Consider the following 12,581-nt stretch of genomic DNA (forward strand, 5'->3'; position numbering starts at 1 on the left):
AGCCCCGTTTTCATTGACCTGACGAGCCTCAGCCCTTGAGCTGGGCAGCGACCTCGGCTGCGAAGTCGACCTGCTCTTTCTCGATACCTTCACCCACCTCGAAGCGGACAAACGACGCGACTGACGCGCCTGCCGCCGAGACCAGCTTGCCTACCGTGATATCAGGGTCTTTGACGAACGCCTGCTCGATCAGGCTGTTTTCGGCCAGGAATTTCTTGATGCGCCCACCGATCATTTTCTCGACGATCTCTGCCGGCTTGCCAGAGTCCTGCGCCTGCACCGTGTAGATCTCGCGTTCCTTCTCGATCACTTCGGCCGGCATGTCCTCAGCAGAAACCACCTGCGGATTCACCGCCGCCACGTGCATGGCAACGTCTTTTGCCAGGTCCTGGTCGCCGCCCTTGAGCTCTACCAGTACCGCGATGCGGTTGTTGCCGTGCACATAGGCGCCGACAACGCCGGCATCGGCTGTTACCAGGGTGATACGACGCACGCTGATGTTTTCACCGATTTTCTGTACCAGCGACTCGCGGGCTGCTTCCAGGTCGCCCGCCATCAAGGCGGCCACGTCGGTTTCGCGGCTTTCAAACGCGGCATTCACAACCCGGCTGACGAAGCCGAGGAAGTTCTCGTCGCGCTCCACAAAGTCGGTTTCGCTGTTCACTTCAACAATCACGCCGTAGCTGCCGTCTTCGGCAATGCGCGTGGATACCACGCCATCCGCCGCGGTGCGGCCCGCTTTTTTAGCCGCCTTCATGCCACTGGACTTGCGCAGTTCTTCAATGGCTTTTTCAACATCACCGTCGGCGGCTGCGAGGGCTTTCTTGCACTCGAGCAAGCCCAGACCGGTGCGCTCACGTAGTTCCTTGACCAATGCTGCAGACATGGGTTTCCTCCTGCTACAGCCCACTGGGGGCCGTGGATTCCTGAAAAGTGCCTCCGCCGGGGAGGCCGGGATAATCCGGGGTTGACCGCGGCGGCCACCCCGGATTGCGAGGCTTACTGCGCCGCTGGCTCGGCGGCGGCGACTTCGACGAACTCGTCGCGCACGACATTCTGGTCACCACCATCCGCCTTGCCCGCAAGGCAGGCGTCGGCCACGGCAGAAACGTATAGTTTGATCGCACGGATCGCGTCGTCGTTGCCCGGGATCACGTAGTCCACACCGTCGGGGTTGCTGTTGGTGTCAACAACGCCAATGACCGGAATACCCAGCTTGTTGGCTTCGGTAATGGCGATGCGCTCGTGGTCGACGTCGATCACAAACAGCGCGTCGGGCAGGCCACCCATATCCTTGATACCGCCGATGCTGCGCTCGAGCTTTTCCATGTCACGGCTGCGCATGAGCGCTTCCTTCTTGGTCAGCTTGGCAAATGTGCCGTCGGCCTGCTGGGCTTCCAGCTCGCGCAAACGCTTGATTGACGCGCGAATGGTCTTGTAGTTGGTGAGCATGCCACCCAGCCAACGGTGGCTGACATAGGGCATACCGGCACGGTCTGCCTGCTCCTTGATGATCTTGCCCGCTGCACGCTTGGTGCCCACGAAGAGGATCTTGTTCTTGTTTGAGGCCAGGCGCTGAATCAGGCCGAGCGCCTCGTTGAAGGCGGGCACCGTGTGCTCGAGGTTGATGATGTGGATCTTGTTGCGGGCACCGAAGATGAAACGATCCATCTTGGGGTTCCAGTAACGGGTCTGGTGACCAAAGTGTGCGCCTGCCTGCAGCAGGTCGCGCATGCTTACTTGCGACATGATAAGTACCTTTCTTGTATCGGGTTAGGCCTCCACATATCCCGTGCGCCAAACCGACCGAGGCCGGCACCCTGACGCAGGTGTCGATATGTGTGCGACGTTAGGTTTTCTTCCTCGAGGCAGCCCCGTTCCGGGCCCACTTGCGACGAAGGCGCGCTTTATACCACAGTCACGCCCAGCAGGGAAGCCGAAATGGCGCGGCCTGGGCACCTCGCTCCCGGGCCACAACCAGTGTTCACACGGCCTGGCACCGGGAGCAGGCAGGCCGGGAGGCGGCCGGCGCGCGCTGCAGGCATGAGGTTACTCACAGGCCCCGCGAATCCTGTAGAATACCTCGCGACGCCCCGCTGCCGTGGCAGCGCCCACTGGCAACCGCCCATCAGGCTTAACGACAGGTAATGCATGGCAGTTTCTATCAAGACAGCAGACGAAATCGAGAAAATGCGCGTAGCCGGGCGCCTGGCCGCCGACGTTCTCGAAATGATACGACCCCGGGTAGAGCCCGGCATCACCACCGGTGAACTGGACCGGATATGCCACGAGTATATAACGGGCGTTCAGCATGCCATTCCCGCTCCGCTGGACTACCACGGCTTCCCACGCTCGATCTGCACATCGATCAACGAGGTGGTGTGCCATGGCATCCCCTCGGATACCAAGAAACTGAAATCGGGCGATATCGTCAACATCGATGTCACCGTGATCAAGGATGGCTACCACGGCGACACCAGCATCATGGTCGAGGTGGGTGAGGTCGCACCCCACGCCCAGCGCCTGATACAGGTGACCCAGGAGTGCCTGTACAAGGCGCTGGACCTGGTGCGCCCGGGCACCACCCTGGGCGATATCGGTGCTGTCATTCAGGAGCATGCCGAGAAAAACTACTACTCAGTAGTGCGTGAGTACTGCGGACACGGCATCGGCAAGGTGTTCCACGAAGATCCCCAGGTGCTGCACTACGGCAAACCCGGCACCGGCCTGGTGCTGGAAGAAGGCATGACCTTCACCATTGAGCCCATGATCAATGCGGGCCGCCGCCACACCAAACTCAACGCCAAGGACGGCTGGACCGTCACCACCCGCGATGGCCGGCTCTCGGCCCAGTGGGAGCACACCCTGGGTGTGACCGCCGACGGCTGCGAAATCTTCACGCGGCGCTCCGATGAAAACTTCTGAGTCTGCCGACGCCACCTACGTAAAGAGCCCGGACCTGCCGAAGGAGCTGTTTGATCGCGCCGCTTTTGCCAGCGCCATCGCTTCCGGTGACACGCTGCAAGCCGGCAAGCAGGCGCTGAAAACCGCAGCCGACTATCTGGACTCACAATTCAATGCCGGCACCCGTGTTGCCGAACTACTGCACCTGCGCTCCTGGTTCATGGACGTGCTGCTGGGCACGCTGTGGGACGGTCGCGACTGGTCGGGCGTGGAGCCCGCCCTGGTCGCCGTCGGCGGCTATGGCCGCGGGGAACTGCACCCCCACTCGGATATCGACATTCTGGTGCTGCTCGGCGAAGACAGCGAACCCTGTCACGCGCAGCTGGAAGGTTTTGTCACCCAGCTGTGGGACCTGGGGCTGAACATCGGGCACAGTGTGCGCACCGTCAGCGAGTGCTGCAACAAGGCGCGCAAGGACATCACCATCCTCACCAACCTGATGGAAACACGGGTCATTCGCGGGCCGCAGGCGCTCATGGACGCCGTGCGCGCCCGTACCGGGCCGGACCAGATGTGGCCTAGCGCCGACTTTTTCCGCGCCAAGCTGGAAGAACAACGGGCCCGCCATGCCAAATTTGCCGACACCGAGTACAACCTGGAGCCGAACGTCAAGAGCTCGCCGGGCGGCCTGCGTGACCTCCAGATCATCGCCTGGATAGCCGAACGCCACTTTGGCGTGGACTCGCTGGAGAACATGGATACGGGCGAGTTCCTCACCCCTGACGAGCGCCGTATGCTGCTGCACGGGCGCGATTTCATGTGGCAGGTGCGCTATGCCCTGCACATGGTCGCCGGGCGCGAGGAAGACCGCCTGTTGTTTGACCACCAGCGCGCCCTGGCGGAGCTGTGGGGCTTCAAGGACGGCAAGAAACTCGCGGTGGAGCAGTTCATGCAGACCTACTACCGCTGGGCCCTGGCACTGGGCGAGCTGAATGAGTTACTGGTCCAGAACTTCGACCACGCCATTCTGCGGGCCGACCAGCTGGACGAAGTGCGCATACTCAACGAGCGCTTTCAGGTACGCAATGGCTACATAGAATCGCTGCGCGGCGACCTGTTCAGCAGCCAACCCAATGCCTTGCTGGAGGTGTTTGTACTCGCGGGCCGCGAGCCCGGCATCATCGGCGTCGGCACCGCCACCATACGCCTGATTCGAGAGCACCGGCACCTGGTCAACAGCGCTTTTCGCGAAGACCCGGAGAACCGCGCCAGCTTTCTGGACATCCTGCGCTCGCCACACAACATGACCCGCCTGCTGCGGGGCATGACCCGATACGGCATTCTCGGCAACTACCTGCCTGAATTCGGCAGAATCGTCGGCCAGATGCAGCACGACCTGTTCCACACCTACACCGTGGACGCCCATACCCTGGAGGTCATCCAGTACATGCGGCGCTTCCAGAAACCGGAGTTCGATGAACGTTTCCCGGTCAGCAGCCGGGTCGCGCGGCGCCTGCCCAAGATCGAACTGCTCTATATCGCGGGCCTCTATCACGACATTGGCAAGGGCCGCGGCGGCGACCACTCCGAGCTCGGCGCCGTCGACGCCGCGCGTTTTTGTGCAGAACACGGGCTCGGCGAAGAAGACGCCGACCTGGTAGTGTGGCTGGTGCGCAATCACCTGACCATGTCGGCGGTTTCCCAGCGCAAGGACATATCCGACCCGGAGGTCATTCAACAATTTGCCCACCACGTGGGTGACCTGAACCGGCTGGATTACCTGTTCACGCTGACGGTGGCCGACATCAACGCCACCAACCCCACACTCTGGAACGCCTGGCGCGGCAGCCTGCTGCGCCAGCTGTATACCGGCACGCGCCGCGCACTGCGCCGGGGCCTGGAAAACCCGGTCGATAAACAGGTGTGGATTGACCAGACGCGCAAGGCGGCCGCGGACCTGCTGGAGTACCGCGGCTTCACCACGGAGGAACTCGACGATCTGTGGCGCGAACAGGGTGAGGACTACTTCCTGCGCGAAAAACCCGAGGATATCGCCTGGCATACGGAGGCCATTGCCGGCCACTACGAACGGGACCAGCCGCTGGTGCTGATTCGCAACAGCTCGGATTCCAGCGTCGCCAACGCCACGCAGATCTTCATTCATGCGCGCAGCCATGCGCAGCTGTTTTCGCGCGTCTGCGCGGAACTGGAGCAGCTGGAACTCAGCGTGCACGATGCGCGTATCTACAACGCGCGCGACGGCATGAGCCTGGACACGTTCTTCGTGCTCAATTCCGACGGCAGCCCGATTGCCGATGAAAGCGCGCGCCTGCGACACATTCGCGATCAACTCACCCGCTCACTGGCCGTCGCCGATTTTGACCACGCGCCGAACATACAGCGCCTTACACCACGACAGATAAAGTCCTTCCCGGTGCCCACCGAAACCAGCATGTTTCTCGACGAAATAAAGCAGGTGACCGTGCTCGAAGTGTCATCCCGCGACCGTCCGGGCCTGCTGGCACGTATCGGCCGTATCTTCGTCGAGCACGATGTGGAGCTGCAGGCGGCGAAGATCCAGACCCTCGGGGAACGGGTTGAAGACGTGTTCTTCATCACTGACGCCGAACAGCGGCCACTGAATGACGACGCGCTCTGCAAGGCCATCCAGGCGGCAATCAAGGTGCAGCTTGACGATCAACTCGAGGATCAGTAACGGCCCATGAATGTCCTGCTTGACGCGTTGCACCCCTACCCCTTCGAGAAGCTGCGTGCGCTGTTCGCCGACCTGACGCCGGCCAGCGGTCAAGCGCACATTGCGCTGTCGATTGGTGAGCCGCGCCATGCCTCCCCGCCTTTCGTGCTTGAAACACTGGCAGCGAACCTGCCTCTGCTGGCTAACTACCCCGCCACCCGCGGCGAAGCCGTGCTGCGCGAGACCATCGCCGGCTGGCTGCAGCGACGCTTCCAACTGCAGAGCGTCAACGCCGAGTGCGAGGTGTTGCCCGTCAACGGCACTCGCGAGGCACTCTTTGCCTTCGCCCAGGCGGTGGTCACGGCAGGTCCGGGAGCCACCGTTGTCAGCCCCAACCCGTTCTACCAGATCTACGAAGGCGCGGCGCTACTGGCCGGTGCGCAGCCCGAATTTGTCAACGCTACCGCCAGCAGTGGCCACCTGCCGGATTTTGCCGCCGTACCGGCAAGCGTGTGGGAACGCTGCCAACTGTTGTATATCTGCACGCCCGGTAACCCCAGCGGTGCAGTCATGAGCATTGAGCAGCTGCAAACGCTGGTAGCACTGGCAGAGCGCCACGATTTCATCATCGCCAGCGACGAGTGCTACTCGGAAATCTATAACGACGAAGCCAACCCGCCTCCGGGACTGTTACAGGCCTGTGCCCGGATGGGCAATGACCGGTTCAAGCGCTGTGTGGTGTTTCACAGCCTGAGCAAGCGCTCCAATCTGCCCGGGCTGCGCTCTGGCTTTGTCGCCGGGGATGCAACGGTACTCGCCGAGTTCCTGCGTTACCGCACCTACCACGGCTGTGCCATGCCATTGCATCACCAGCACGCAAGTATGGCGGCCTGGAACGACGAGGAGCACGTGCGTGCGAACCGCGCGCTATACCGGCAGAAATTCGACGCCGTGCTGCCTATCCTTCAGGGTCACCTGCAGGTGGAGCGCCCGGACGCGGGTTTCTACCTGTGGCCGGAAACACCGGTGGCCGATACGGAGTTTGCCCGGCAGCTCTATCAGCACGCCCATATCACCGTCGTACCCGGCAGCTTCCTCGCCCGTGAAACCGCCGCCGGCAACCCGGGCAGCAAGCATGTACGCATGGCGCTGGTAGCCTCTCTGGAGGATTGCGTGGCAGCGGCTGAACGCATGGTTCGCGTGATCGAGCAGCTGTAGGCCATGCTACCCAAAGCACAGCGCGTCGCGTTTATTCAACAGCGCCTGCAGGAACTCTACCCCGAGCCCCCCATTCCACTGGACCATCGCGATCCCTTTACACTGCTGATCGCTGTATTGCTCAGCGCCCAGTGCACCGACGAACGTGTCAACCAGGTGACCCCTGCCCTGTTCGCCCTCGCCGACAACCCGCAGGCCATGGCGCAACTGGAGGTCGAGCAGATCAGGGCCATTATCCGCCCCTGCGGCCTGTCGCCCCAAAAATCCACCGCCATCAAGCGTCTCAGCGAAATCCTGCTGGCAGAACACAGCGGCGCGGTGCCCGCCGATATGGAGGCACTAGAACGCCTACCGGGCGTGGGGCATAAAACCGCCGGCGTGGTGATGTCGCAGGCTTTCGGTGTGCCTGCTTTCCCGGTGGACACACACATCCACCGTCTGGCGCAGCGCTGGGGGCTCAGCAGCGGCAAGAGTGTGGTGCAGACCGAGCGCGACCTGAAACGGCTATTCCCGGAGAGCAGCTGGAATCGCCTGCACCTGCAGATTATTTTCTATGGTCGCGAGTACTGCAGTGCCCGCGGATGCGACGGCCGCGTCTGCGACATCTGCCGTACCTGCTATCCCGGGCGCAAACACCCCAAACGCACGCAGAAAGCCTGAACAGGCATTCGACGACTGCGAACGAGCCTGTCTCACCGGTTATTTTTTGCTATCCTTGCGCTCCCCGTTTAGCGCCAGAGAGACAGCCATGATCACCGTCTACGGCATCAGCAATTGTGACACCGTAAAGAAGGCTCGCCGCTGGCTGGAGCAACATGCGATCGAATACCGGTTCCACGATGTGCGCAGCGATGGCCTGACACCGGAACAGGTGCGGGCGTGGCTGCAGGAGCTCGGCTGGGAAACCCTGATCAATCGCCGTAGCACCAGCTGGAAGGCACTCGCACCGGCCGCGCGGGAACAGATGGACGACACCCACGCCCTGGCCGCAATACTGGAGCAACCGACCCTGATCAAACGGCCTCTGCTGGATATCGGCCACGAGCGCCACTGCGGTTTTTTAGCACCGGCCTGGGAAGCACTGCTGCTACGGCACACTCTTTGAACCCAACCCGCCACAGGCGGACCCGTCAGGAAACACGTTTTATGAAGCATGCGGCATACGCCCTCGGCCTGGGCTTGGGCACCCGAAACAGCAACGGCGACTGGTTGGAGGTGTTCTTTCCCAACCCGGTGCTATCACCCTCCGACGAGCTGGTGGCGGCTTTGGGCACAAGCGACAACACCACCACGCTTGAGCGCGAGCAGCTGTTGACACTGGAGGCTGCGCTGGCCGGCGCCGGAGAGACAGAACAGGCGCAGATTGCCGCGCACCTCGCCAGCAGCCACGCACCCGCCGTGGTTGTCATCCTGCGTGAAGACGCGGCACCAAGCACGGTTCCGGAAGCCTACCTCAAGCTGCATCTGCTGTCGCACCGGCTGGTCAAGCCGCACGGCACCAACCTGCAGGGGCTGTTTGCGATACTGCCCAACGTCGCCTGGACCAGCGAGGGTGCCATTGACATCAGCGAGCTGCCGGCCCGGCAGCTCGCCGCCCGCCTGCGCGGTGACACGCTGGAAGTCAGCTGCGTTGACAAGTTTCCGAAAATGACCAACTACGTGGTGCCGACGGGCGTGCGCATCGCGCACACCGCCCGCGTGCGCCTCGGCGCCTACCTCGGCGAAGGCACCACCATCATGCACGAAGGTTTCGTCAACTTTAACGCTGGCACAGACGGCCCCGGCATGATTGAGGGCCGCATATCTGCCGGCGTCATGGTTGGTAGCGGGTCCGATCTGGGCGGCGGTTGCTCCACCATGGGCACCCTGTCGGGCGGCGGCAATATCATCATCTCCGTAGGGAGCGAGTGCCTGATCGGCGCCAACGCCGGTATCGGCATTCCGCTCGGCGACCGCTGCACGGTAGAAGCCGGCCTGTTCGTCACCGCGGGCACCAAGGTCGTCGTCCTGGATGCCAGCGGACAGCCTGTCGAAACGGTCAAGGCCCGAGAACTGGCGGGCAAGTCCGGTTTGTTGTTCCGCCGCAACTCCGCCAATGGTGCCGTGGAGTGCCTGACCAATCGCTCGGCGATCGAGCTCAACGCTGAACTGCACGCGCACAACTAGCCTCGGGGCAACGCTATGGAACGCACGCTGGCTTTGACCTGCGAACTGATTCGCCGCCAGTCGGTTACGCCCGAGGATGCCGGCTGCCAGGCCTTGATGATGGAGCGGCTACAGCAACTGGGCTTTACCTGCACCCGCCTGCGCTTTGGCGAGGTGGAAAACTTCTGGGCGGTGCGGGGCGAGAGTGGCCCACTGCTGGTCTTCGCCGGTCACACCGACGTTGTGCCCACCGGCCCGGAATCCGGCTGGGACAGCCCGCCTTTTGAGCCCACCCTGCGCGACGGGATGCTCTATGGACGCGGCGCCGCCGACATGAAAGGCAGCCTGGCAGCCATGCTCGTGGCCTGCGAGGACTTCGTGGCCAGCAATCCGGAGCACAGCGGCCGAATCGGGTTCCTGATTACCGCGGACGAAGAGGGGCCTGCGCACAACGGCACGGTGAAGGTTATTGAGCACCTGCAGCAACAGGGCGAGCACATCGACTGGTGCCTGGTTGGCGAACCGTCAAGCAGCGCACGGCTGGGGGATGTGGTCAAGAACGGCAGGCGCGGCTCTCTGGGCGCGGTACTCACTGTGCGCGGCGTTCAGGGCCACATCGCCTACCCACAACTGGCAGACAACCCGATTCACCGCGCATTACCCGCCCTGCATGCACTCACCTGTCAGGTGTGGGACCAGGGCAATGCCTTTTTCCCCGCCACTTCCCTGCAAATATCCAATATTGCCAGCGGCACAGGCGCAACCAATGTGATTCCCGGTGAATTGCAGGTGGTCTTCAACTTCCGTTTTTCCACCGAAGTCACTGCCCACGACCTGCAGCGGCGCACCGAAAACCTGCTACGCGCCCACAAGCTTGACTACAGCATCGACTGGCACCTGAGCGGCGAGCCGTTCCTCACTCCTGCCGGCAATCTTGTGCAGGCGGTTGTCGAGAGCATTCGCGATGTCACCGGTCTGGAAACGGAGCTGTCTACCGCCGGGGGCACTTCGGACGGGCGATTCATTGCCCCGACCGGTGCGCAGGTCGTCGAGCTCGGCCCCGTGAACGCGACCATCCACAAACGCAACGAATGTGTGATCGCGGCAGACCTGCCGCAGCTCGCCCGCCTGTATCAGGGTGTGCTGGAGCGACTACTGCTCCAGTAACTGCAGCTGCTGCTGCAGATTGGCGCGCACCATCTCCCGGTTCATCTCACCGGGAATCACCGCCACCTCGTCACCCTCCAGCGCGGCGAGGCTCTCGGCCACTACGGCATCGGCCTCCATCCACAGGGCATCAGGGAAACGCGTCTTGTCAAAACCGGCAAAATGCGGCGTATCGTGTATTTCTGTACGTGTCAGCCCGGGGCAGAGGCACTGCACACGAATGCCGTGCGCTGCCACCTCGGCCTGCAGGGACCTGGAAAACGCCAGGAGAAATGCCTTGCAACCGCCGTAGACAGCGGTTTTCTGCAGCTCGAGATAGGCCCCGACGGAAGCGACATTGATGATCGCACCACCGCCCTGCTCACGCATTAAGGGCAGCGCGGCGCGAACCAGTTCCAGGGGGGCGTCAACCTGCAGGCGCACCATTTGCAACTCAACCTCCAGCGAACTGTCGGCAAAGTCACCCAGGGTAGAGAAGCCGGCATTATTGATCAGCAGATCCACCGGCCCCTGCTGCCGCAGGGCCTCTACAGTGCGCGTTACACCCTCTACAGTGGCGAGGTCGGCAACTACCGGGTATACGCGGGTTTGCTTCTCGAGCTCGGTGCGCAGGGCCTGTAACTGCTCGCCGCGACGCCCTACTGCGATGATCGTCTTGCAGCGGCTGGCGAGCTGACGGCAGTATTGTGCGCCCAGCCCGGACGAGGCGCCGGTTACCAGCGCAATTCCTGTGTTATGCATAACTTCTGGCCTTGTTCCAGCGGATGTGCCGCGCGCAGACAGCGCACGCGAGGTGTCGTACCATGCCTGCGGCAGGGCATCACATCTTGAGGAGAAAACCCATGACACGCAAGCGCACAGCGTTGATTACCGGAGCATCCGCGGGGCTCGGCGAGGAGTTCGCACGGCAGCTGGCAGCACAGGGCTACAACCTTGTGCTCGTGGCGCGACGCAAGGAAAAGCTGCAGGCCCTCGCTGCAGAGCTGGCCAGCGCACATCGCTGCGACACGCGGGTAGAAGCGGCGGACCTGTCGGATCCCGCGGCGCCCCAGGCGCTGTACGACAGCCTGAGCACACAAGGTGTGGAAGTCGACTACCTGATCAACAACGCCGGGGTCGCCGGCTCCGATTTGCTCCAGGACCGCGACTGGGCAGATCACGAGGCGTTTTTCCAGCTGATGATGCTGTCCGTGGCGAAGCTCTGCCACCTGTTCATACCCGCCATGCGCGAGCGCGGTTTTGGACGGGTAATCAACATTGCTTCCGTGGCAGGCCGCATACCGCGTGCAGGCGGCTGCAACTACGGCCCCAGCAAGGCTTACCTGATCGCGCTGTCGGAGGACCTTTCCCTCACGCTGCATGGCAGCGGTGTACAGGTTTGCGCCCTGTGCCCCGGCTATACGCATACTGATTTTCACAGCACAGCGGGCCTCCAGGACATGAAAGACGGCATGCCCGAGTTTGTCTGGTACCCGGCGGAGGTGGTGGTCAGAGAAGGCCTGAACGCGGTAGAGCGCGGCAAACCCGTGTATTTGTCAGGCCGCCTTTACCGCCTGCTGGACCCATTTTTGCAATCGGTGTTTACCCGGCGGCTGTTTCGTATCGCCGCGCGCCACTGAGGCTCGGTCAGGCAGGCCCAAGACGACGCAGCACGTACACATCGTAACGCACCGCTTTGCCGACAATCGCATGTGAGGGCTGCCGCCCGGCAAGGCTGACGGCCCGTGCGGGCCGCTTGACAACGACCCGGGAGACATCCTGCTGCAGCGCCCACGCAAACAGTGCCGCCGCGTCGCCGCTCGTGTTGTGGTCGGCAAACAGCGCCTGGAACAGCGCCATGTCCTTTTTCACCGCCGCAGATTTATCCCGCTCAGGGAACATCGGGTCGAGATAGATCACATCCAGCGCGGCAAATGCAGCCGCTGGTACAGTGGCTGCCTCTCCGCGATGCAGACGCATGCGATCAAGCACTGCGTTGAGCCAGCTGTCATCGGCCCGCCTCGCGCGCTCCAGGCCATCAGCCAGCAGCGCGAGCACCACGGGTTCACGCTCGGCGAGTGTTACCGAGCAACCGAGGTCGGCGAGCACGAAGCTGTCACGCCCCAGGCCAGCCGTTGCGTCGAGCACGGCCAGTGCGGGCTTCTTGCCCACCCCCACCGCCTTGCCCAGCAGTTCGTTCTGACCACCGCGCCGCCGATGACGCATGGTGGCGCCACCAAAGTCGACGGTAATCGGCCCCGGTGCATGGCCCCGCCGGGACACGGCTTGCAGGGAGACTCCCTCCGCGCCCAACCAGAGCACCGCCTGAAAACCGGCGCTATACGCTGCGGCTGTTGCCTCGACACAGGGCAAATCCAGGTCTTGCGCCAGCGCCCAGGCCTGCTCATGCAACGCGGCATTGACAGCGGCTACGGCGATCACGTCGCTCAAAGAATCAGGTTGGAGAGGCACG

Annotated in this window: 12 protein-coding genes; 8 read left to right on the top strand and 4 right to left on the bottom strand. The window is 62.8% G+C overall.

Annotated features, from left to right (window positions below; all coding sequences use genetic code 11):
• Nucleotides 1–28: 28 nt before the first annotated feature.
• Entirely contained in the window at nucleotides 29–886 is an 858-nt protein-coding gene (gene tsf / locus G533_RS0102480; RefSeq protein WP_027948603.1) for a translation elongation factor Ts, read from the bottom strand.
• 113 nt (nucleotides 887–999) lie between these two features.
• Nucleotides 1,000–1,749, bottom strand: coding sequence for a 30S ribosomal protein S2 (rpsB, locus tag G533_RS0102485; RefSeq protein ID WP_027948604.1), 750 nt, complete (start codon nucleotides 1,747–1,749; stop codon nucleotides 1,000–1,002).
• A gap of 402 nt (nucleotides 1,750–2,151) precedes the next feature.
• On the opposite strand from rpsB, the gene map reads away from it, so the two are divergent.
• The 7 genes from map to dapE all read left to right on the top strand — a co-directional run bounded on the left by map (nucleotide 2,152) and on the right by dapE (nucleotide 10,129).
• Nucleotides 2,152–2,925 (top strand): type I methionyl aminopeptidase, encoded by a 774-nt coding sequence (gene map, locus G533_RS0102490; RefSeq protein WP_027948605.1) that lies wholly within the window; start codon nucleotides 2,152–2,154, stop codon nucleotides 2,923–2,925.
• Nucleotides 2,912–5,620, top strand: coding sequence for a [protein-PII] uridylyltransferase (gene glnD / locus G533_RS0102495; protein ID WP_027948606.1), 2,709 nt, complete (start codon nucleotides 2,912–2,914; stop codon nucleotides 5,618–5,620). The genes map and glnD overlap by 14 nt, the downstream gene beginning before the upstream one ends.
• 6 nt (nucleotides 5,621–5,626) lie before the next feature.
• A complete protein-coding gene (gene dapC / locus G533_RS0102500; RefSeq protein WP_027948607.1) occupies nucleotides 5,627–6,817 on the top strand; it encodes a succinyldiaminopimelate transaminase in 1,191 nt (396 codons plus the stop codon).
• 3 nt (nucleotides 6,818–6,820) lie between these two features.
• Nucleotides 6,821–7,477, top strand: coding sequence for an endonuclease III (gene nth, locus G533_RS0102505; protein WP_027948608.1), 657 nt, complete (start codon nucleotides 6,821–6,823; stop codon nucleotides 7,475–7,477).
• An 88-nt stretch (nucleotides 7,478–7,565) separates the two neighbouring features.
• Nucleotides 7,566–7,922: an ArsC family reductase gene (locus G533_RS0102510; RefSeq protein ID WP_027948609.1), complete on the top strand. Its 357-nt coding sequence runs from the start codon at nucleotides 7,566–7,568 to the stop codon at nucleotides 7,920–7,922.
• A 41-nt stretch (nucleotides 7,923–7,963) separates the two neighbouring features.
• Complete coding sequence (dapD, locus tag G533_RS0102515; RefSeq protein WP_027948610.1) at nucleotides 7,964–8,983, top strand: 2,3,4,5-tetrahydropyridine-2,6-dicarboxylate N-succinyltransferase; 1,020 nt, start codon at nucleotides 7,964–7,966, stop codon at nucleotides 8,981–8,983.
• 15 nt (nucleotides 8,984–8,998) lie between these two features.
• Nucleotides 8,999–10,129, top strand: coding sequence for a succinyl-diaminopimelate desuccinylase (gene dapE, locus G533_RS0102520; protein WP_027948611.1), 1,131 nt, complete (start codon nucleotides 8,999–9,001; stop codon nucleotides 10,127–10,129).
• Here the strand turns inward: dapE and G533_RS20215 are convergent.
• Nucleotides 10,115–10,870, bottom strand: a complete 756-nt coding sequence (locus G533_RS20215; protein ID WP_051229888.1) for an SDR family NAD(P)-dependent oxidoreductase — start codon at nucleotides 10,868–10,870, stop codon at nucleotides 10,115–10,117. The genes dapE and G533_RS20215 overlap by 15 nt on opposite strands.
• Nucleotides 10,871–10,971: 101 nt before the next feature.
• On the opposite strand from G533_RS20215, the gene G533_RS0102530 reads away from it, so the two are divergent.
• Nucleotides 10,972–11,748, top strand: a complete 777-nt coding sequence (locus tag G533_RS0102530; protein ID WP_027948612.1) for an SDR family NAD(P)-dependent oxidoreductase — start codon at nucleotides 10,972–10,974, stop codon at nucleotides 11,746–11,748.
• A gap of 7 nt (nucleotides 11,749–11,755) precedes the next feature.
• Here the strand turns inward: G533_RS0102530 and G533_RS0102535 are convergent, their stop codons facing one another.
• Entirely contained in the window at nucleotides 11,756–12,580 is an 825-nt protein-coding gene (locus G533_RS0102535; RefSeq protein ID WP_205622520.1) for a class I SAM-dependent methyltransferase, read from the bottom strand.
• Nucleotide 12,581: the final 1 nt, after the last annotated feature.

Origin of the sequence: Haliea salexigens DSM 19537, from assembly GCF_000423125.1 — a bacterium.
Lineage (GTDB): Bacteria > Pseudomonadota > Gammaproteobacteria > Pseudomonadales > Halieaceae > Haliea > Haliea salexigens.